Source organism: Paenibacillus sp. YSY-4.3, from assembly GCF_054767475.1.
In genome coordinates, this window is the sequence record NZ_BAABMC010000010.1 from 57,906 (window position 1) to 79,092 (window position 21,187).

Below are 21,187 nucleotides of genomic sequence, written 5' to 3' on the forward strand. Positions count from 1 at the left end.
CTATTTTCCCTTTTTATTGTCAGCATGGATATGAATGGAGGAGCCGCGATGGGATTGAAGAAGAAACTGCAGGAAATTCCTCTGCATTTGATGATTTTACCCGGCATTATTTTAACTGTAATTTTTAGCTATGTCCCGATTTTGGGGACGGTGATCGCTTTTCAGAAGTTCGTTCCCTCCAAAGGGATCTTCAACTCGAAATGGATCGGTCTGGACAACTTCCGCTACATGCTGGATATGCCGAACTTTACGAGTGTACTGTGGAATACCGTATTTATCGCTATTTTGAAAATTATCGCGGGACTGATTGTCCCGATTATATTTGCGCTGCTGCTCAATGAGCTGGCCGGAGCCTTTTTCAAACGCACGATCCAAACGATTATTTATTTTCCTTACTTCTTGTCCTGGGTTATCCTGGGCGGGATTCTGATCGATATATTATCTCCTTCGAGCGGGATCGTGAATGAATTCCTGGGTGTGTTCGGCATTAAGCCGATCTTTTTCCTAGGGGATGATAAGTGGTTCCCTTATACGCTTGTCCTGACCGATACCTGGAAAACCTTTGGCTACGGCACGATCGTATATTTGGCCGCTTTGACGGGAATTGATCAGAGCCTGTATGAAGCGGCTACCATGGACGGCGCGAACCGCTGGAAGCAGACGATCCACATCACGCTGCCTGGCATGCTGCCGATCATCACGCTGATGACCGTGCTGAGCTTGGGGAATGTGCTCAATGCGGGCTTTGAACAGGTGTTCAACCTGTACAGCCCTATGGTCTACAGCACGGGGGACATCATCGATACACTAGTGTACCGGATCGGTCTCGTGGACGCGCAATACGGCGTGGCGACGGCGGTTGGCTTGTTCAAATCGCTCATCTCCTTCGTCTTGATTGTCCTGTCCAACAAGCTGGCTAACAAGTACGCCGGATACAGGGTTTTCTAGGAGGGAGAAGCATGCATAAACCATCAATCAGCCGAAAAATATTTCTGACGTTCAACTATATCCTGTTAACCGTTACCGCCATTGTATGCATACTGCCGTTAATCAACGTGCTCGCCATATCCTTCAGCTCCAGCAGCGCCGCCGCTGCCGGATATGTTAAACTGTGGCCCGTTGATTTTACGGTCGCCTCATATAAATATGCGCTGAATAAAAGTGAATTTCTGACCGGCTTTTTCGTTTCAGGCAAACGAGTGCTGCTCGGCTATATCGTCAACATGCTCATTACCATTTCGATCGCCTATCCGCTCTCTAAGGAGAAAAAGGCGCTCGGAATGCGGAACGTGTACGCCTGGTTTTTCATCATTACGATGTTGTTCCACGGCGGGCTGATTCCGACTTACATGACGATCAAGTCCTTGGGGCTGCTGGATACAGTCTGGGCGCTTGTACTGCCTGGAGCTGTACCCGTCTTCAATGTCATCCTGCTGATGAATTTCTTCCGCAATCTGCCCAAAGAAATTGAGGAGGCGGCTTATATCGACGGGGCCGGGCATTGGCGCGTACTGTGGAGCATCTATTGTCCGCTGTCCAAGCCTGCTTTAGCGACCATTTCGCTGTTTGTCCTGGTAGGACACTGGAACTCTTGGTTTGACGGCTTGATCTATATGAACTCGCCTTCCAATTATCCGCTGCAGAGCTATTTGCAGACGATCATCATCGAGGTGGATCCGAGCATCGTTAGCTCAAATGAGCTGCTAGATATGTCGGAGATTTCGAACCGGACGTTTAAATCGGCTCAGGTATTTTTGGCTGCCTTCCCGGTTCTGATCATTTATCCGTTCCTGCAGAAGTATTTCATGAAGGGGCTTGTGTTTGGAAGTGTGAAGGGATAAGGATAAGGCTTTTAAAATAAAGGAGTGGAAAAAGGGTGGATATGAACCGAACGATGACAATGCCTACGTGGGGAGATCTTGGCAACGGCTATTATCGCAATCCTGTGCTTAATGCGGATTTCTCCGATCCGGACGCCATCCGCGTGGGCGATGATTTCTATATGGTGTGCTCGGATTTTCATTTTATGGGCATGCCGGTGCTGCATTCGAAGGATCTAGTCAACTGGTCGATCATCGGCAAAGTATACGAACGGCTGGATATCGATCCGGCGTATGACGAAATGCGGGCTTATGCCAAAGGGAGCTGGGCGCCTGCGCTCCGCTATCATGACGGGCTGTTCTATGTATATTTCTGTACGCCGGATGAAGGGCTGTACATGAGCACGGCCGAGGATCCGGCCGGTCCCTGGAGCCCGCTTCATGAGGTGAAACGCGTCGCCGGCTGGGAGGATCCCTGCCCGTTCTGGGACGACGACGGCAATGCCTATCTGGGTCACAGCACCGTTGGCGCCGGCCCGATTATTATTCACCGCATGAGTGCGGACGGCAGGATGCTGCTGGATGACGGCGTGATTGTCTATGTAGGGAAAATTGCCGAAGGAACGAAAATATATAAGAGAAACGGGTATTATTATTTGGTTATTCCCGAGGGCGGTGTAGAGACAGGCTGGCAAACTGTGCTTCGGGCCAGGGATATCTACGGACCGTATGAACGCCGGGTCGTCCTCCAGAAGGGGGCTACCGATATCAACGGCCCGCATCAGGGGGCATTGGTGGAATTGGACAGCGGGGAATCGTGGTTCATGCACTTCCAGAGCGCGGGTGTGATCGGAAGGGTGTGTCACCTGCAACCGGTGGAGTGGGTGGACGACTGGCCCGTCATCGGCGCGGCCGGAGAGCCTGTAACCGTGTATGCGAAGCCGTCCGTTGCCGGGCGCCATCCGGTGCGGCTGCCGCAGACCTCGGATACGTTTGCGGGGCCGGAGCTCGGCCTGCAGTGGCAGTGGAATCATAATCCGGTTAATGACGGCTGGTCATTGCGAGAAAGGCCGGGTTATTTGCGGCTGAAGGCGATGCAGGCGCCGGAGCTTCTGCAGGCGAGGAATACTTTGACCCAGAAGCTGATCGGAAGCAAAGGCATTGTATGTACCGAGCTTAGCGTCCTGCATATGAATCCGGGACAGCGGGCAGGATTGGCCTTCCTCTGCGCCCGGGAAGAGAACTGGATCGGCATCATGACAGAGGAAGGCGGCAATTATCTTCAAGCCGTTACAGGCGGAACGGTGTTCCACGGTCCGAAGCTTGCGGGCGAGACGGTCTGGTTGAAGAGTCATATCGATTTAACGGGCGAGACCAATTTCTTCTTCAGTCTGGATGGGATAACGTTCATGCCGTTAGGCGGCGAGTGCCGCATGGGCGCAGGTTTCTGGAAGGGAGCGAGAGTCGCATTGTTTAGTTATACGACCGGAGAGAAAGGCGGCAGAGCCGACTTTCAAGGTTTCCGCTACGAGCACGATGGCCCGTGGGCGTAAGCGGGTAAGGGAGTACACAGCGCTTAATTCTATGACTACATTGCAAAGAGGCTGATAAGATTGAACGAAAGCTTATTGACAAAGCTGCGGGATATGGACGCAGTGACGCTGATCGGGGAGGCGAAGCAAAATTCTCACGGTTCGGTGCTTGAGGAATGGCAGCGCTCGGGTGTCAAGTTTGCGTCCTCCTCGGAACGATTCGAGGGTGTCTATTACTCCGCAGTCCGCAAGCTGCTGGATTGCATTGTCGCGTCCCGCGGGGGCGCTCCTGTCCTGCATGAAGGCGGGGCCTACCCGGGAACTTGGCTGGAGAGCACGGGAACGATCAATGCTGAGCTGCTGTCGCGGTTCGTGCCTGGTGTGGCAGAGGCTACGTTCCGCTTGTTCGCCGAATATCAAAGAGACGACGGCCAAATGCCCTATAAAATAACAGAGCAGGGGCCGGCCTACAGGCAAATTCAGATGGTAACTCCGCTGGCCAGAAGCGTATGGAATCACAATATGCTGAATAAGCGGGATAAAACAGATCAAGCTTTCCTGAAGGAAATGTACACCGCCATGGCCCGTTTTGACGAATGGCTCGTTCGGTATCGGAACACTCGGGGCACCGGTTGCGTGGAAGCATTCTGCACGTTTGATACCGGCCATGATCTGTCCCCGCGCTTCTGGCATGTTCCGGATTCCGCTCATTTGGACGATGCCCGGCAGTATAACCCAGACTCGCCCATCCTTCCATTCCTGGCGCCTGATTTGACGGCCAACGTATATTGTCAGCGTAAATATTTGGCCAGGATGGCGCGGGAATTGAGAGCGGATGCGGAGGGGGTGGCATGGGAAGCGAAGGCGAAGCAGAGCGAGCAAAGCTTGTTCGGGCACTGCTTCGACGAAATGGACGAATTCTTCTATGATGTGGATCGGAACGGGGAGTTCGTCCGCGTTCAGTCCGATGTATTGCTGAGGGTATTGGCCTGCGAGACAGGGGATCGAGCGCTGTTCGATAAGGCGCTGAGGCGTTATTTACTGAACACGGGCAAATTTTTCGCCAAATATCCTCTAACCTCGGTAGCGATGGATGATCCCCGGTTCGATCCGTCCTCCGCCTATAACAGCTGGGCCGGGACGACGAATTTCCTGACGCTGATTCGTACAGCGCATGCGTTTGAGTACCACGAGCGATACGTGGAATTGATTTGGATGATGCAGCCGATTATGTCGGCGATGGCAAGAATGACGCGTTTCCCGCAAACTTTAAGTCCGTGGACAGGTGCGGAGGGTTATACGGATACTTACTCTCCGTCGATTTTATGCGTGCTTGACTTCGTGGAACGCATGTGCGGAATCCTGCCGACAGCAGATGATGAACTGTGGTTTACGGGGCTTGTTCCGTACCCGATGGATCATGGGGAGGAAGTCTCGAACGAGACGGCTTATTCGCGAATCGTTGACGGTACGAGGTTCGAGCTGGTCAATACGCGCGAGGGCTCGGCTATATACCGGGACGGGGAAGCCTATATTCGATTCCCATATGGCACGAGAATTGTGACCGATCGTAATGGTCAGTTGATGAAGGTTATTGGAATGAGCGTGGCTTCGGTAGAGGGTATGGTGCGAGTCGAAGGAAAAGCTTACCCGATTGCGGTTAAGGGGAATGAACAGCAAGCATTTACGGGAGGCGGCTTCGAGACGGTGAGCAGCATCGGCATCGTTATGCCGACGTATCGATAGTCGTTGGGCGGATTGTCTAGTAATGTGATTGAACTCTAAGTTGGGATTGAGGTGCTGAGCCGGTTAGTCTACGCCGGATTTCGATATCAAAAAAGTAATTTTGTTTCAAATGAATTCTCTTACGGACCTTAGTTCCGTTATTTCGCAAAAAAGCTGTTTTATCCGCAGCTAACGGACATAGCGGGCCTTATTCGCGTAAAATCAAAGAGTTCGATGCCCAATTTGCTCAAATAGCGCATTCTGTGTCCGTTGCCTAGCTAATTTCGCGCAACAACAGCAAATAGCGGATCGTCTGTCCGTTGACTTCACAATATAAGAACCCGTGCAATCGCGCGGGTTCTTATATGTTTTTACAAAGGCTGGTTTAGCGGTCAAGCGTAAGGAAACTGAATTCGGTACGGATGTTTAAGAGGTTGAAGCTGCGTTCGATTGCTGTTGATCTATCGGGACGCGGCGGCCCAGCAAGTAGCCGACGAGCGATGCGAGCATTTGCTGGAATACCATGCCAAGTACGACCGGAACGGCAACGGGGGCGGGGAAGTAGGTAACAGCCAGCACGGCTCCCGCACTAATATTGCGCATGCCGCCATTGAAGATGAGCGCGACTTTGTCGGCATAATTCCAGCCCATCAGCCTGGAGAAGCCTAGTCCGAGCAAATAGCCGGTAGAAGCAAGGACCACGATGACGATGGCCAGACCTGCTAAATGCAGGCTGATATCCGTGAGATAGGGAGCGACGACTGAGCCGTTAATGGCCACAATGGCGGCCATCGTGAGTTTGGAGAACGGGTTCAACCTTGGTCCCCATACTGGAGCGACCGCTCCTTTGCTCCATTCATTAAGAATCATGCCAATTAGCGAAGGGACGACGATCATCCAGAACAGGCTGCTCATCATGTCGAACACATCCAATTGCACATCTGTGCCAACGAGGAGAGATAGAATGCCGGGAACAAGGAAGGGAGCCAGCATCGTGTCGATCAAAATAATCGATAGCGTCAGGGCTATGTTTCCTTTATACATGCTGACCCATACAAAACTGCTGACCCCTGTCGGAATGCTGGCAGCGAGTATAAGACCGGTTATCATATGAATGTCTCCCGGATATAAAAAATGGCCGAAGCCCATCGCAATTAAAGGCATTGCCAGATGCAGGATGAACAGGCATACGATCAATGGCAGGGGCTTCTTGAGTACATTCATAAAATCTTTAAAACCAAGGCTGATGCTTCCGGCAAATGTCATGAATGCGAACAGCCATGGGGATAAATAAGTAAATGAAGATAGGCGGCTGCCGCAAATGAGACCAATGATGATGCTCACCGGAGTGATTAAAGGCATCAAGCGGTTCAGCCGTCGGTTGATGGAATGCAGCATGGTTTATTACGTCCTTTTCATCAGCTAGTAGGGTGGGTTGTTAAGTTCAAAATGGGCAGCTGCCGAACAAGGCGAAGCAGTTGGCCCACCTTTAATATTAAAGGAAAGAAGAGGATGTTTAAACAGAAATGCTGTCTTGATTTCGGAATAAATTTAATAGTTTAATGACATATCTGGGACTCTACCATGACAATCGTAAGTTACGGTTGATATATACATATTTTTGTATAAATCTTGAATTCATGCCAGCAGGAGGAGAATTATGTTCAAGTTGATGCCGTCGAACAAAAAACGAATCATTGTGTCCTTGGCCGTATGTATGCTCTCAGGGAGTCTTGGCGGAGGAGCAGCAGCAACCGCCGCTGTAATCCCGGAATCGGTATCCCCCCCGAAGCCGTCATGGGGTTACTTCGTGGACCATTACAAAAATAATGATAAAGATCATTTATCGGCCGTTTCAAACCCCGCGATCGGGGTGCTGTCGGAATATCATAAGCTTTGGGCTCCCGGGGACAACTGGGATACGGGAAGCAAATTGAACGATGCGCTGTTGGACGCCAATATCCAAAAGGTCGTCGAAATTACTGCCAACCGGACGGCTGAAGAGGCGGAAGCCGCCTATTATGATGACCGCCGCAAGCAAAGCTACAGCGTCATTGAAGGGTTGGGCCCCCTTACCGATATTTATCGCGTTAAAGCGGGGGCTACAACGACCATTAAAAATATTCCGGCTGATGCTACGACGAAAAAATACGAAGACGAAGGGACGAATTCAGGCAACGCTGAATCATCCCTGGGCAACATGGTTAACTTGGTGAATACATTGCGCGGCACTTACTCATCGACGAATCCGTCCAAGAGCTTCTACAATTACGCCCGGCCTTTCCGCTGGAGCGATGGGGTATCCGTCCTGCCGACTCTTGTGCCTGCCCAAAATTCCGATCCCAGCAATGATGGCGGGTATCCTAGCGGACATACCAATGCCGCGTACTTGACGGCGTTTGCGATGGCGTATGCTGTGCCGGAGCGTTACCAGGAGCTGCTTACCCGCGCTTCGGAGCTTGGGCACAATCGCATTGTCGCGGGCATGCACTCGCCGTTCGATGTAATGGGAGGGCGGGTTATGGCGACGGCGCTGGCCGCCGCGATTCTGAATGATCCGTCCAACAGCAGCCTGAAGAAGGCGGCCTACGAGGAGGCGCACAATATTTTGCTCGCTCATACGGGGGCCGCCGCAGATCATTTCAGCGATTATGCCGCGAACAAGCAGGATTTTACGAAGCGGTTGACTTATGATTTTCCACAGGCAGGGTCAACGGACAAACCGGCCGTCGTTCCGAAAGGAGCGGAGGTGCTGCTTGAGACGCGATTGCCATACCTTGATGATATACAGCGCCGCTGGGTGCTGGCTACGACGGTACTCCCTTCCGGCTATCCCGTGCTGGATGACGAAGAAGGCTGGGGACGTCTCAATCTCTTTGCGGCTGCGGATGGATACGGCGCATTTACAGGAGACGTTACGGTAACAATGGATTCCACGCAAGGCGGTTTTCACGCAGAAGATCGCTGGCGCAATGACATCTCTGGCACAGGCAGGCTGATCAAGAAAGGGACAGGCACATTAAAGCTGGATGGCAGAAATGTCTATTCTGGAGGAACACGGATCGACGGAGGGACGCTCGTTGGCGAATCGGAAACGGCCTTCGGTATCGGGGACGTTCTGAATCAGGGAGGCAATCTCGTCGTTGCTAATGCTTCTGGTAAGCTGACGATCGGGGGAAGCTTCAAGCAGTCTGAGCAAGGAACACTGGAGCTTCACCTCGACGGCCCAAATGACGGGTTGCGGATTAAGGGAAGCGCGTCGTACGGAGGAAAGCTGCGTGTAAATTTTGCGAATGGATACGTGCCTAAGGGCGTCATCACGATCATTACGGACGGTAGTCCGGATAAAAATGGAGAGTTTGCATCGGTAGAAACCGCCGGTTTGCCGAGTGGCTATAAAGCTCAGGCGATCTACAACGGCTATAGCGTTCAATTGAAGGTTCATTCGGGCAAGTAGCCTTTCGTGCCTTTCAGATATCGTTCATAGCGAAACTGGAAAAAGCCAATCTACGGTCTTCTCAACCCTGTAGATTGGCTTTATGCATTTAAAATAATCTATCATTACGCTCTATTCTGCTGCTGTATTGGGTTACAAGCTGCCATAAGCCGCTGCGCGGACGCGAAGGTGGTGATGCTCCTCCATGTTAGGGAACAATTGATGCATGTACACTACCGAGAAGCCTTCGCTCGGATCGATGGACGTCCAGGTACCCGCGGCACCGGTCCAGCCGAATTCACCGATGGAGCTGTTGGAATGGCCGGCTGCCGGATCCATCATCGTTCTGACGCCAAGCCCGTAGCCATAACCGGCATGATAGGAATTGCGGAAATCAGCTAACTGCTTGTCGTTCAAGTGATTGGTGCGCATCAAGTCGATCGTCTTCCGCCCAATGATTCGCTCCCCGTTCCAAACCCCGCCGTTGGCTAGCATTTGTGTGAAGGCCAGATAGTCTTTCAGGGTGGAATAGAGTCCGACCCCACCGCCTTCATAAACCGCGTCTGCCTGATGCCGATCATCGAGCCAGCCGGAAACCTCCTGCAGAGTTCCCTCTGCCGTGGGGCTATAACAGGAGGCCATCCGCTCCTCGATGTCATCGCGGTAACGGTATCCGGTGCTGGCCATTCCCAGCGGCTCGAACAGCTCTTCCTGCAAAAATTGCCCCAGCTTCTTACCGGAGATGACTTCGATCAAGGCGCCAACCAAGTCGTGCCCATATCCGTAAAGCCACTGCGTGCCCGGCTCGAAGGCCAGCGGAACCTGGGCCACTGATTTAGCCTCGGTGAGCAAGCTGTATTTTCCATGCTCATCCTTTAGTTTCTGCTGCAGATCTCTTAGCTGCCTAGCCGATTCGGATTCCCCGATGGGGTAAGGAATTCCTGCGGTCATGCAGAACGCGTCTTTGATCAGAATCGGGTTTTTGGCGGCCTCAATATAGATTTCGCCATTCGGATTGGTTTTGACGACCTGCGGATTTTTATATTCGGGAATGTATTCATGCAGCGGCTCATTCAGGAGAAAATGTCCTCTTTCAAAGAGCATCATGGCTGCGGTACATACGACGACTTTTGTCATGGAGAACAACCGGAACACCGTTTCGTCAGATATCGGGATTTCCTTGCTTACATTGGCGTAACCGTGATAGCCTTCATACAAAATTTCCCCATGTCTTGCTACAGCGCAGGCACAGCCAGCAAGATTCTTCTTCGTGAAGCCGTTCAGCAATGCGTCCAGATACCGAAAATCTCTCATATTAAAGCCTCCGATCCATTGATTTTAATCATCGTATCCTTAAAAAAAGTTCATGTATCCGTGAATAAAATCATCATACTGCAAATAGCACTTTTGGGGCAAACCCCCAATTTTTGAATCATAAAATTTTAAATGTTTTTCAGTAGATTATTCCACTCTAATTCACGGCGGCTGCATATAAACTGTTCGTGACAACAATTCAAGCGAGGTGAAGCGGGTGGAGAATGTTCTGGTCTCGATGAAAGAGATTGATAAGCAGTTCCCAGGCGTTCGGGCATTGAACCAATGCCATTTCGAACTGAGGGCTGGAGAGGTTCATGCGCTGGTTGGCGAGAACGGGGCGGGCAAGTCGACGCTGATGAAAATTCTGACAGGCGTTTACCAAAAAGACGCGGGTACTATTCTCTATAAAGGAAGCAGCACAGACATCCCAGATACGAGGACGGCTCGTGAGCTAGGCATCAGCATCATTCATCAGGAGCTGCAGCTGATGCCCGATCTGACGGTCGCGCAAAATATATTCATCGGGCGTGAGCCGAGGAAATATCGGGGATTGCTCTTAAACGAGCGGATGCTGAACGAACGGGCCAGCGCCTTGTTTGCACAATTGAACGTCAAGCTTGAACCCGCGGCGAAGGTGGCTGGATTGACGGTGGCCATGCAGCAAATGGTAGAAATTTCGAAAGCGCTTTCCTATCATTCAGAGGTGCTAATTATGGATGAACCTACGGCAGCTTTAACGGATCGGGAGATCGAGGATCTGTTCCACACGATTCGGCGGCTGCGGGCTAGAGGGGTGGGTATCGTCTACATTTCGCACCGGATGGACGAATTAAAGGAAATTACCGACAGAATCACCGTGATGCGCGACGGTTGTTACGTAGATACCGTAACCACATCCGAGGTCGAAATCGACGACATTATCGCGATGATGGTAGGCAGACAAATTTATGTGACATCCCAACCGGATAACATCGCTCAAGTGAGCAGCGAGAAGGTTTTGGAAGTGAAAAATCTCAGCCGCGGCAAAGCCGTAAGGAACATTAGCTTTCATTTGAAGAAGGGGGAGATACTCGGCTTTGCGGGTTTGATGGGAGCGGGGAGAACCGAGGTGGCCCGGGCTATTTTTGGTGCAGAGACGCCAGAAGGGGGAGAGATTTATGTACATGGGAAAAGAGTGCGGTTAAAAAGTCCGGCAGATGCTGTTAAGCAAGGCATCGGTTATTTGTCCGAGGACCGCAAGCGCTATGGGCTGTTGGTCGATATGGATGTAAAGAGCAATATAGCCATCGCTGCACTGCGGAAATATCGAAGAGGCTTCGGCTGGATGAAGAGGGAAGCGATCCGTAAAGATGCGGAGGCCCGCTCCGCTGAGCTGAAGATTAAGACTCCCGGAGTGAGCCAAATCGTGAAGTTCCTGTCGGGGGGAAACCAGCAAAAGGTAGTCATCGCCAAATGGCTGACGCGCGACTGCGACATTCTGATGATCGACGAACCTACACGCGGCATCGACGTCGGGGCGAAAGCCGAGATTTACAAGCTGCTGGATGATTTGGCACAGCAGGGGAAGTCGATCATCATGATTTCGTCGGAGCTGCCGGAGGTGCTGCGGATGAGCCATCGCGTGCTGGTCATGTGCGAAGGCCGAATTACCGGGGAACTCACCCGGGAGGAGGCGACGCAAGAGGCGATCATGAAATTCGCCACGATGCGGGGGGGATCACAAAACTAAGCGCATGCTTCCGAAGCAAGTTTTGTTGCGATATAAATTCGAAGAAGTAATGCTCCACAAAACTAAGCGTATGCTTCCGATGCAAGTTTTGTTACGAAGTAAATTCGAAGAAGTAATGCTCCGCAAAACTTTTGGGAGGGCTCAAACCATGGCTGAACTTGAAGAAACGGCGATCCGGGCGGCGAGGCCAAAGCCGGCGCTGCTCAAGGCCGGAGCCGCGCAAAAAATACTGGCCTTCGCCAGTCTGATTTTGCTCGTTGTCGTATTTTCGTTATCATCCGATAATTTCTTCCGTTTTGACAATCTGATCGGAATCATGCTCTCGACTGCGGTCATCGGCGTGCTGGCGCTCGGCTCTACCTTTGTCATTATTACCGGAGGAATCGACCTTTCTGTCGGTACGGTGATGACGTTCTCTTCCGTGATGGTCGGGGTGATCGTCACTTTCTGGAACCTGCCGATCCCTTTAGGGATTCTGGGCGGGATTTTGACTGGCGCGGCCTGCGGCTTCATCAGCGGCTGGCTCGTTACGAAAATGAGCATTCCGCCGTTTATCGCTACGCTCGGGATGATGATGGTTACCAAAGGGCTGTCGCTGGTCGTATCCGGGGCCAAACCGATCTATTTCAATGATACTCCCGGGTTCTCCCGGATTTCCATGGCAACGCTATTCGGCATCCCGTCAGCGGTATTTATCTTTTTTGGCTTGGCTGTACTCGCGAGCATTGTGCTCTCCAAGACGATTATCGGCCGGTATAATTTTGCGCTTGGCAGCAATGAAGAGGCAACTCGCCTTTCTGGGGTCAACGTGGTTTTCTGGAAAATCGTCATTTATGTAATTACAGGGCTCTTTGCCGGGATTGCCGGTATCATGATGGCTTCGCGGCTGAGCTCCGCCCAGCCTTCGCTTGGCTCAGGCTACGAGCTGGAAGCGATCGCCGCAGTCGTGATTGGGGGAACCTCGCTTAGCGGCGGGCAGGGCTCGATTCTGGGCACTGTCATCGGAGCGCTTATTATGAGCGTATTGACGAATGGGCTGCGCATCTTATCCGTGCCGCAGGAGTGGCAGACCGTCATCGTAGGCGCGGTCGTTATTATGGCGGTCTACGCCGATATTTTAAGGCGGCGCAAAAAATAGTTCATTTTCTATAAATGAAGCAAAGGGGAGAAAGGAAATGAAAAGACGCAATTGGGTGATGGCGATCGTTATGCTGGTAGTGACAGTCATGGTGCTCAGCGCTTGCGGCGAGGTAGGTAAACATAGCGGCAGTGGAGGGAACGCAAGCAGTACGGGAGGAAATGCAGGCGGCGGGAACTTAGGCAGTTCTCCAGGCTCCGACGGCAAAGCCAGCACGGCCGGCAAATTGTACATTCCGCTCATATCCAAAGGGTTTCAGCACCAGTTCTGGCAGGCGGTGAAGCAGGGGGCGGAGAAGGCAGCGGCGGAGTTCGACGTGCAGATCACGTTCGAGGGACCGGAGAATGAATCGCAGGTCGATAAGCAGATCGAAATGCTGCAGGCCGCGCTGGACAAGAAGCCTGATGCGATCGGCCTCGCGGCACTGGACAGCCAAGCGGCCTTCCAACTGCTGGAGAAAGCCAAGTCGGCAGGCATTCCGGTCATCGGCTTTGACTCCGGGGTCGACAGCGATGTTCCTGTAGCGACGGCGGCTACTGACAATAAAGCGGCAGCCGGGCTGGCCGCGGACAAAATGGCCGAACTGATCGGGGAAGAAGGAGAGATTGCCCTCATCGTTCACGACCAAACGAGCCGTACCGGTGTGGATCGCCGTGATGGATTCATGGAACGGATCAAGGAGAAGTACCCGAAGATTACGATCGTCGATGTGCAGTACGGCGGCGGGGATCAGTTGAAATCGACCGACCTGGCGAAGGCCGTCATGCAAGCTCATCCCGGCCTGAAGGGGATTTTCGGTTCAAACGAGGGTTCTGCGATCGGCATCGTAAATGCGGTTAACGAGCTAGGAAAGGGCGGCAAAATCACGATCGTCGGCTTTGATTCCGGCAAGCTGCAGACGGACGCCGTACGGGAGGGAACAATGGCCGGGGCGGTAACCCAGGATCCGATCGGGATCGGTTACTGGACCGTGAAGGTAGCGGTCATGGCTATTCGCGGCGAAACGGTAGAGCAAAACATTGATACGGGATATCATTGGTACGATCAATCGAACATCGACGCGGAGGAGATCAAGCCTCTCTTGTACGATTAGGCAGAAATATTTTTTTTGCGGATGCAACCATACGGGATATGGCCTCCTATGTGAGGTTATATCCCGTTTGCGCTCTGACTGGAACAGGGAGAATTGTAAGCGCTGCCGAATATCAGTGGAAGCGAGCCGGATGCATCTTCCGTGCAAATAGGCCAAGGAGGGAAGCGACGTGTACAAACTGATCGTTGTGGATGATGAAGATGAAGTCAGGGAAGGAATTCGGCTGAAGACGGACTGGAGCACCTGCGGTTTTGAGCTGGCGGGAGACTATTGCAACGGTAGAGACGCCTTGGAGGCGGTGGAGCTGCTGCGCCCTGATGTCATTATCACCGACATTTGCATGCCGTTCATGGATGGGCTGCAGTTGGCGCGAAACGTGGTTTCCCGTTATCGGGATATCCGCATCGTGATTGTGACGGGGCATGAGCACTTCGAGTACGCCCAGCAGGCAATCAAGCTGAAAGTGCATGATTATTTGCTAAAACCAGTCAACCTCAGCGAACTTACCGGCTTTTTGCGGAAAATGAAGCGAGAGCTGGATGAGGAGCGGGCCAAACGGGAAGATTTGAGCCTGCTGCGTCTGCGGCTGAACGAGAGCCTGCCGCTGCTGCGGGAGCGGTTTCTGGAGAGGATGGTTACCTCCTCGCTGAGTGAGACGGAGATCATGAACAAGCTGCATTATTTTCAGCTCGGCCTGGCCGGTCCGGCGTATATTTCCTTGGTCGCCGACCTCGACGAGAACGGAGATCGGACCTCTGCCGAAGCTATAGCTGAAGACCCGGATTACGGGGAGTTGAATCGGTTTGCGATTTTCAACATTTTCGAGGAGATCTTTGCCAAGGAAAGGGGCGGAGCGGCGTTTCGAACCCGTGACGACAAAATCGGGCTAGTGCTCTGCGGGGAGCTGGATGAGCTGGAAACGGCGGCACAGTCGGCAGCAGAGCAGGCGAGATATGCGGCTGAGAATTATTTAAGAAGCTCTGTTTCGATTGGGATCGGACGAATTTGTCACCTTAGAAGCGAGCTGAAGCAATCCTATAAGGAGGCTTCCTCGGCGCTAGAGTACCGCTTTTTACATGGGCGAGGCCGGGTGCTGTCGATTCAGGATGTTGAGTATGGCAAGCCGGAGAGACGTCCGGAATACAGCGAATTTGAAAAAAAGCTCACCGCCGCCCTCAAGACGGGCAATGCCGATCTCGTGTCCGAAACGCTGGAGGAAGGTTTTAACCAATTAAGGCTTGCCGCCTCGCCGCCACGTCGCTGTTATGCCTCCGCACATCGCCTCCTCGCGGTGCTGATCAATATGATTTCGGATGCCGGGTTCGATGACGAGGAGCTGTTCGGGGAGGATCCGTTTTCCAAAATACCGCCGCTTCAAACCTTGGACGATTTGCAGGGCTGGCTGGATCATAACTGCCGCCAGGTAATCCAGTTTCTATCCGAGCGGCGCGAAGGCCTCAGCCAGCAGCAAATGAGCCGGGCGGTATCTTACATTCACGACCATTTCAGCGACCCGGAGCTTTCTCTGGCTCAGGTATGCCAGCACGTGTTTCTCAGTACCAGCTATTTCAGCGCCTTGTTCAAGCAGCATGCCGGCTGTACATTTGTGGAGTACGTTACCCGCCTGCGCATCGACAAGGCTAAGGAGCTGCTGGCTCTGACCCGCCATAAAACGTATGACATCGCAGCAAAAGTCGGTTACGCGGACCCGCAGTATTTCAGCGTCATTTTTAAGCGGATGACTGGTCTTACTTCGAAGGAATATCGGGCTTCGCTGAAGGGGAGAGCTTAGATGGCGAAATGGGGAGGATTCCGGTTCAGGAGCATTCGCACCGAAATCGCGGTGGCGTTTTCCTGCTTGATCGTGTGCACGACGGCGGTGCTGACGCTTAATACGTTCCTGCTGTCTTCGGAAGCAGTGAAGCAAAATTCCAGCCGTTACTCGGCCAAGCTGATCGAGCAGGTCAATACGAATATAACAACTTATGTAGGGAATATGACCAGTATTTCCGACATGGCGAGACAAAATGGCGATCTGCAGGCTCTGATGTACTCAAGCGATCCGGATGGAGAAGAGGGGCGGGATTATGCTGCGCGCACGGCCGATTTTTTTCGGGTGGTCGCGGAATCGAGGCAGGATATCGCCGCGATCTTGTTTGTCGGCAGCAACGGTGCTGTAGTGTCCGACCGGAATCGGCCTGGGCTGAAGGATTATGGAGAGCTGACCCGCCAGGAATGGTATGCGTCGGCCCAGGAGGCGAAAGGACGCGAGGTCATCACTTCCTCTCGGGTGCAGCATCTGTTTCAGGGGGAATACCGCTGGGTCGTTTCGATTTGCCGGCAAATCGGACCCGATACGGCAGGCCAAACAGCCGGGGGCGTATTGCTCGTCGATTTGAACTACAATGTCATCAACGACCTTGGGAAATCGCTGCAAATGGGCAGCCGCGGTTACGTGTTCATTGTAGCGCCGGACGGAAGCTTCGTCTATCATCCGCAGCAGCAGCTGATTTACTCGGGACTAAAATCTGAGCCGATCGAGGCGATTCTCGCGTCCGGGGACGCTGCCTTCGAGGCGGAGAACGACGGAGTTGCCAAGTTGTATACGGTGCGGAACTCCGTATTCGGCTGGAAAATCGTCGGCGTCAACGACCCTGAAGAGCTGGCGGGAAACAAGGGGCAGATTCAGAACACCTCTTTTTTATGGGGCGGCATATCCTTAGTTTTTGCTCTAGGCGTATCGCTGCTGTTGTCGCTGAAATTGACGGAACCGGTGAAAAATCTGGGCCGGCAGATGAAAAAGCTGGAGACAGGCAACTTCGACGTGAGGGTCGAGATTACCGGCATCAACGAGATCGGCCGTCTGGCCAGAACTTTCAACCTGATGGCCGCGAAGATCAAGCAGCTCGTGAACCAGCTTATGCAGGAGCAGGAGGAGAAGCGGGTCAGCGAGCTCAAAGCGCTTCAGGCGCAGATTCAGCCACATTTCCTGTACAATACGCTCGATTCGATTATTTGGATGGCGGAAATGGATAAATCAGCAGAGGTAGTCACCATGACCTCGGCGCTCTCCAAGCTGCTGCGTTCCAGCATCAGCCGCGGAGAGGAGCTTGTTTCGATCCGCGCGGAGCTGGAGCATGTGCAAAATTACCTGACGATCCAGACGATCCGTTATCGGGACAAGTTTACTTATTCCCTTGACATCGATCCGGCGATTCTCGGTTGCCTGACGATTAAGCTTGTGCTTCAGCCGCTGGTAGAGAATGCGATTTACCACGGCATCCGGAGTATGGAAGATCGGGGTCACATTACCGTTCGTGGGCGGCGAACGGCAGATGGAATCGATCTGGCCGTCAGCGATAACGGGCTGGGGATGACCCCGGAGCAGCAGAAGCGATTAGTGATGAAGCTTCAATCTCAGTCTCAGACGCAATTCCAGCATCAGTTTGCAAATGACATGCCGGATGCATTTCAGGGAGGAATGGAACTTGCAGCACTGCTGAAGGAACAAGAGCAAGGTCACAGTGCTGGTGGCGTCGGGCTGTTCAATGTGAATCACCGCGTGCAGCTGCATTTTGGCCGTAAATACGGGCTCTCGGTGGAGAGCGAGCTTGAGGAGGGTACGACGGTGTCGCTTCGTATTCCGGAATTGAATGAAAGGAGGGAATCCCATGCGGGGACGGATATGGATTGTGGTTAACTGTGCCATGCTGGCTGCTGTGCTGTTTGGAGCGTTTAGCTACATGAACCGTTATATGTCTCCCCGTACGATGACGGTCTGGTATGTGCCGAAGTCGCTGGATTCCACCGTTGAATTTTGGGTAGCGGCTCAGCAGGGCGCCGCAGCGGCAGCGGAGGAATACGGCGTTCGGATTGTCGTGAAGGGCACCACGACGGAAAGCGATAGCGAAGGACAGATCGCGATCCTGCACGAAGCACTCGTTGAGAAGCCGGATGCGGTCATTCTGGCTGCTACCGACCAGCAGCTGCTTCTGCCAGCAGCGGGAGAACTGAAGGACGCAGGAATCAAGCTGGTAACCGTCGACTCGGGGCTTGTGGGAGGACAGTCCGCAAGCTTTATCGGGACGGACAATTATGCGGCGGGCGAGCAGGCAGGCGTCATGATGGCTAAGGCGATCAGCGGGGAAGGCCGCATAGGGATAATTAATACCGTCCGCGGCTCGGAAGCGGCGTGGGACCGCGAACGGGGAGTCCGTAATACGCTGCAAGGCTATCCCCAGGTATCCGTGCTGGCGAGCAGTTATAGCGGCTCACTGAGAGAACGCGCGTATGAAATCGCGCGGGAATTGCTGCAAACGGAGCCGGAGCTGAGCGGCATCGTGGCCCTTAACGAGCCTTCGGCTGTCGGAGCTGCGCAGGCGATCGCCGAGCTGGAGGGCGACCGGCAGGTGAAACTGATCGGTTTTGACAGCTCTAGGGATGAAGTCATCTTTTTAGAAAAGGGTGTGCTCCAGGCGACGGTTGTCCAAAGGCCGTTTAATATGGGATATTTAGCTGTGAAAACCGCTGTTGATGTCGTCCAAGGCCGCAAAGTGGATAAGGTAATCGATACGGGTTCAGTCGTGATCACGAAGCAAAATATGTATTTCCAGGAGCATCAGAAGCTGCTGTTTCCTTTTGTGGGAGATGGGCCGTAGATGAGTCTCCATAGTCAATTAGGTTACAATGTACTTAATTTTTCAATTATGCGGCCGAAACTGGACAAAGTTGACTTGAAGCGGATATGCAACTGTTATATCATAATCACGAGCTTAAGTACCTGACTATTACAATTAACGCATGTATAGCATCATGAAGCGGAGAGATCAATTTTGACAACAATGAACAATAGAGCTGCAGCACGAAAAGACAGACAGATGTTGATCCTTCGTGGAATAAACTTCTGGCAGTATGCCATTTTAGCAGTGCTTGCGCCATTTTTACCGTTGTATTTTGCGAACTTGGGCTATTCGTCCTCGCAAATCGGCTTTCTTATGATGATTGGACCGTTCGTGGCAAGCATGATACAGCCGTTTTGGGGGTATTTAAGCGACAGGCTGCAGACGGTGAAGATGATGATTTTTTGGCTGTGGATTTTGGCGATTGTCAGCAGTGTCGCGTTGTTTAACTCTGGGGGGAGCTACGTGCTGACCCTGTGTTTCGTATTATCGTTGTATTTCTTCTATCAGCCTTCCATGCCTTTGCTGGATAGCATTTCGGTCCAGGCGGCGGCGCGCAGAGGGAAATCCTACGGTTCGCTGCGGCTGTTTGGTTCTTTGGGTTACACCGTAGTATCCCTGTCGGGGGGACTGCTGCTGGCAGCATTGGGCGGGATTACTGGGCTGCCGTATTTGCTGTGGGGGGCCTGGATCGTACCGTTTGTGCTGCTGATCTTTCTGCGGGACGAGCCTGCCGAAGGGGAAGGCATAACCTTAACAGCCTTAAAAGAACTGTTCACGAACAAATCATTCCTATGGTTTCTGTTCCTTGTATTCGTCATTTCGGTTCCTCATCGGATGAATGATGTGATGCTTGGCTTGTACATGAAGGAACTGGGCGCTACCGATGCCATGGTCGGATGGGCCTGGGCTTTGGCCGCTGCCATGGAAATCCCCGTATTCGCTTTGCTCGGTAAATATCTAAACCGAATCCATGAATATGTGCTGATTGGCATTGTCGGCCTATTATACACGATTCGCTGGTTCATGTATTATGTGTCGGACGATCCGTGGGTGCTGCTGGCGCTGCAAGCGGGTGCTGCTATTACCTTTGCGGTGTTCTGGATCGTGGTTATGCATTATGTTGCACGGATTCTTCCTCCGCAGTTAGGGGCTACAGGTTTTTCACTGTTGAGCATGGTCTACCTTGGTCTGGCCGGAATGACTGGCGGGATTGTGGGCGGTAGACTATCCGACCTGTTCGGGGGATCAAGCATGTATTTGTTTGCAAGCATTGCTTCCCTCGTGGGAGGAATCCTGTTTCTGGCGACGGATGCGATTTCCCGCCGACGTGCCTGGAAAGCCCGGTGACTAAATTGCAATATATGAAAAAGCCGCCTATCGCGTATCGGAGCGCGAAGGGCGGCTTTGTTTTTGTAGTTAGCAAAGTTAGCAGCGGGTTAGGCCCGGGGTTTGAAGATGCCGAACGGGCGCCCTACAGGCAGAAAAATCCGGCCAAAATGAACATTGAGCACTGCTGCACCGGCACCATATAACGAGAGCAGGGCAATGCCCATTTCCGCGTAAGCAGCCAGGGCATGGAACACTCCCGGGGCAACGCCAAAAGCATCCAAAGAAAGACCGAGAAAAAGAAGATCAATCAGTACGAAGATGAAAAAGAGCACTTTATGCGTCTCCATGGCACCGATGGTCATAAATATAGTAAAGATGAGGTATCCGGCAAACGCAAAACCAAGCTGCTTGCCGTCTATGCCAGCTGCCAGCTCCGGCCCGAATGCGCCCAGCTTGATCAACCAGCTAGCACCCATGCCGAACCAGAAAAAGGCATAGGCGCCGAAAGCCGTCATCCCAAAAGTGTTATTATGCTTCGCATCCTGGATGCAGGCGAACAACTGGGCGAATGCCCCAAGGAATATTGCCCAGGGAAGGACATAGCTTAAGCCGTCCGTCAGCCCTAGCTTCTGAGAGGAAGCGACCAGAGTGACGATCGCCAGTCCGAATAGGCCGATTCCGCTGGGATCAGCCGTTATGATTTTTACATGAGTAGAATTTACAGTTTGCATGGTTTCTTAAAAGCCTCCACAAGATGATATATTGCTTCATTCCTCCGATAGCGGAATAAAGACTGGATTACTTATTATATCCGATTTGGCCGGGCTCTGCAGTGATGTTTCTTTGGGGCATGAGAAAAGTGATGGAGCAGGCGCAGAACTTTGATGAGGTAAATGTAAAGGCCGGCAACAAGGCATTCCAGTACAGTCTTGCGTACTACGAGGATTTTCTGAAGGAGCTGGAAAGTGGGTCAATTTCAAAATCTGCGCCAGATCATTTGAACACATACTCCAGATTACGGCATATCACAAGCAGATATGTATCAGGCATACGCTTATGGTAAAAAATATAGTGCCAGTGAGGTCTATCTTCTCTATCCCTGGAACCCTCGCCTTTCGGATATTAAGCAGCCTATAGTTTATGATAGCAGGGATGGAGTGGAGGTTCGGATCGAATTTTTGGATTTGACCTTGGGTAAAGCAAGTGTGGATACATTGTTAGCGAAATTGAGCGATACGGTTTGTACGAAGAAGTAACGTGACACGGCTCTTCATCGAAAAATAAATGAGGTAATCATCATGAAAAGCGTATATAGCGATGTCATTCAGTTTTTTTTGTAACAACTTCGTAGAAGAACACATCGATCCTTTAACGGAGCGGCTCTTA

General features: G+C 52.3%; 17 protein-coding genes. 14 read left to right on the forward strand and 3 right to left on the reverse strand.

What is annotated here, in order from left to right; all coding sequences use genetic code 11:
* Positions 1–48 precede the first annotated feature (48 nt).
* From ACYUJT_RS22670 to ACYUJT_RS22685, 4 genes are read left to right on the forward strand one after another with little or no spacing between them, the layout of a single operon-like run.
* Positions 49–948 carry an ABC transporter permease gene (locus tag ACYUJT_RS22670; protein ID WP_460326833.1) on the forward strand — a complete coding sequence of 300 codons (900 nt, stop codon included), beginning with the start codon at positions 49–51 and terminating at the stop codon, positions 946–948.
* 11 nt (positions 949–959) lie between these two features.
* Entirely contained in the window at positions 960–1,841 is an 882-nt protein-coding gene (locus ACYUJT_RS22675) for a carbohydrate ABC transporter permease (protein ID WP_460326635.1), read from the forward strand.
* A gap of 41 nt (positions 1,842–1,882) precedes the next feature.
* Entirely contained in the window at positions 1,883–3,373 is a 1,491-nt protein-coding gene (locus ACYUJT_RS22680; RefSeq protein ID WP_460326835.1) for a glycoside hydrolase family 43 protein, read from the forward strand.
* 60 nt (positions 3,374–3,433) lie between these two features.
* Complete coding sequence (locus ACYUJT_RS22685; RefSeq protein ID WP_460326637.1) at positions 3,434–5,098, forward strand: MGH1-like glycoside hydrolase domain-containing protein; 1,665 nt, start codon at positions 3,434–3,436, stop codon at positions 5,096–5,098.
* Between the two features lie 405 nt (positions 5,099–5,503).
* Here the strand turns inward: ACYUJT_RS22685 and ACYUJT_RS22690 are convergent, their stop codons facing one another.
* A complete protein-coding gene (locus tag ACYUJT_RS22690; RefSeq protein ID WP_460326639.1) occupies positions 5,504–6,475 on the reverse strand; it encodes a bile acid:sodium symporter family protein in 972 nt (323 codons plus the stop codon).
* 262 nt (positions 6,476–6,737) lie between these two features.
* On the opposite strand from ACYUJT_RS22690, the gene ACYUJT_RS22695 reads away from it, so the two are divergent.
* Positions 6,738–8,534: an acid phosphatase gene (locus ACYUJT_RS22695; RefSeq protein ID WP_460326641.1), complete on the forward strand. Its 1,797-nt coding sequence runs from the start codon at positions 6,738–6,740 to the stop codon at positions 8,532–8,534.
* 132 nt (positions 8,535–8,666) lie between these two features.
* On the opposite strand, the gene ACYUJT_RS22700 is transcribed toward ACYUJT_RS22695, so the two are convergent.
* Positions 8,667–9,827, reverse strand: a complete 1,161-nt coding sequence (locus tag ACYUJT_RS22700) for a serine hydrolase domain-containing protein (RefSeq protein ID WP_460326643.1) — start codon at positions 9,825–9,827, stop codon at positions 8,667–8,669.
* Between the two features lie 217 nt (positions 9,828–10,044).
* Between ACYUJT_RS22700 and ACYUJT_RS22705 the strand changes: the two genes are divergently transcribed.
* From ACYUJT_RS22705 to ACYUJT_RS22735, 7 genes are all read left to right on the forward strand, one after another.
* On the forward strand, positions 10,045–11,559 hold the full coding sequence (locus ACYUJT_RS22705) for a sugar ABC transporter ATP-binding protein (RefSeq protein ID WP_460326645.1): 1,515 nt from the start codon (positions 10,045–10,047) through the stop codon (positions 11,557–11,559).
* A 148-nt stretch (positions 11,560–11,707) separates the two neighbouring features.
* Positions 11,708–12,697, forward strand: coding sequence for an ABC transporter permease (locus ACYUJT_RS22710; protein ID WP_460326647.1), 990 nt, complete (start codon positions 11,708–11,710; stop codon positions 12,695–12,697).
* 37 nt (positions 12,698–12,734) lie between these two features.
* Entirely contained in the window at positions 12,735–13,790 is a 1,056-nt protein-coding gene (locus ACYUJT_RS22715; RefSeq protein WP_460326649.1) for a substrate-binding domain-containing protein, read from the forward strand.
* Between the two features lie 169 nt (positions 13,791–13,959).
* A complete protein-coding gene (locus tag ACYUJT_RS22720) occupies positions 13,960–15,582 on the forward strand; it encodes a response regulator (RefSeq protein ID WP_460326651.1) in 1,623 nt (540 codons plus the stop codon).
* A complete protein-coding gene (locus tag ACYUJT_RS22725) occupies positions 15,583–17,490 on the forward strand; it encodes a cache domain-containing sensor histidine kinase (protein WP_460326653.1) in 1,908 nt (635 codons plus the stop codon).
* On the forward strand, positions 17,462–18,448 hold the full coding sequence (locus tag ACYUJT_RS22730) for a substrate-binding domain-containing protein (RefSeq protein WP_460326656.1): 987 nt from the start codon (positions 17,462–17,464) through the stop codon (positions 18,446–18,448). The genes ACYUJT_RS22725 and ACYUJT_RS22730 overlap by 29 nt, the downstream gene beginning before the upstream one ends.
* 183 nt (positions 18,449–18,631) lie before the next feature.
* Positions 18,632–19,819, forward strand: coding sequence for an MFS transporter (locus ACYUJT_RS22735; protein WP_460326658.1), 1,188 nt, complete (start codon positions 18,632–18,634; stop codon positions 19,817–19,819).
* A gap of 89 nt (positions 19,820–19,908) precedes the next feature.
* Here the strand turns inward: ACYUJT_RS22735 and ACYUJT_RS22740 are convergent, their stop codons facing one another.
* Positions 19,909–20,532 (reverse strand): acetate uptake transporter, encoded by a 624-nt coding sequence (locus ACYUJT_RS22740; RefSeq protein WP_460326660.1) that lies wholly within the window; start codon positions 20,530–20,532, stop codon positions 19,909–19,911.
* Positions 20,533–20,651: 119 nt separating this feature from the next.
* On the opposite strand from ACYUJT_RS22740, the gene ACYUJT_RS22745 reads away from it, so the two are divergent.
* Complete coding sequence (locus ACYUJT_RS22745; protein WP_460326853.1) at positions 20,652–20,864, forward strand: hypothetical protein; 213 nt, start codon at positions 20,652–20,654, stop codon at positions 20,862–20,864.
* Positions 20,839–21,057 (forward strand): hypothetical protein, encoded by a 219-nt coding sequence (locus ACYUJT_RS22750; protein WP_460326662.1) that lies wholly within the window; start codon positions 20,839–20,841, stop codon positions 21,055–21,057. The genes ACYUJT_RS22745 and ACYUJT_RS22750 overlap by 26 nt, the downstream gene beginning before the upstream one ends.
* The last annotated feature ends 130 nt before the right edge of the window (positions 21,058–21,187 follow it).

What these genes read in the sequence shown, in the direction of transcription:
- ACYUJT_RS22725 (WP_460326653.1), top strand. Translation starts at nt 15,583, where the DNA reads ATGGCGAAATGGGGAGGATTCCGGTTCAGGAGCATTCGCACCGAAATC.
- ACYUJT_RS22740 (WP_460326660.1), bottom strand. Translation starts at nt 20,532, where the DNA reads ATGCAAACTGTAAATTCTACTCATGTAAAAATCATAACGGCTGATCCC.
- ACYUJT_RS22745 (WP_460326853.1), top strand. Translation starts at nt 20,652, where the DNA reads ATGAGAAAAGTGATGGAGCAGGCGCAGAACTTTGATGAGGTAAATGTA.
- ACYUJT_RS22750 (WP_460326662.1), top strand. Translation starts at nt 20,839, where the DNA reads ATGTATCAGGCATACGCTTATGGTAAAAAATATAGTGCCAGTGAGGTC.
- ACYUJT_RS22695 (WP_460326641.1), top strand. Translation starts at nt 6,738, where the DNA reads ATGTTCAAGTTGATGCCGTCGAACAAAAAACGAATCATTGTGTCCTTG.
- ACYUJT_RS22715 (WP_460326649.1), top strand. Translation starts at nt 12,735, where the DNA reads ATGAAAAGACGCAATTGGGTGATGGCGATCGTTATGCTGGTAGTGACA.
- ACYUJT_RS22675 (WP_460326635.1), top strand. Translation starts at nt 960, where the DNA reads ATGCATAAACCATCAATCAGCCGAAAAATATTTCTGACGTTCAACTAT.
- ACYUJT_RS22670 (WP_460326833.1), top strand. Translation starts at nt 49, where the DNA reads ATGGGATTGAAGAAGAAACTGCAGGAAATTCCTCTGCATTTGATGATT.
- ACYUJT_RS22680 (WP_460326835.1), top strand. Translation starts at nt 1,883, where the DNA reads ATGAACCGAACGATGACAATGCCTACGTGGGGAGATCTTGGCAACGGC.
- ACYUJT_RS22735 (WP_460326658.1), top strand. Translation starts at nt 18,632, where the DNA reads ATGAACAATAGAGCTGCAGCACGAAAAGACAGACAGATGTTGATCCTT.
- ACYUJT_RS22730 (WP_460326656.1), top strand. Translation starts at nt 17,462, where the DNA reads ATGCGGGGACGGATATGGATTGTGGTTAACTGTGCCATGCTGGCTGCT.
- ACYUJT_RS22690 (WP_460326639.1), bottom strand. Translation starts at nt 6,475, where the DNA reads ATGCTGCATTCCATCAACCGACGGCTGAACCGCTTGATGCCTTTAATC.
- ACYUJT_RS22710 (WP_460326647.1), top strand. Translation starts at nt 11,708, where the DNA reads ATGGCTGAACTTGAAGAAACGGCGATCCGGGCGGCGAGGCCAAAGCCG.
- ACYUJT_RS22700 (WP_460326643.1), bottom strand. Translation starts at nt 9,827, where the DNA reads ATGAGAGATTTTCGGTATCTGGACGCATTGCTGAACGGCTTCACGAAG.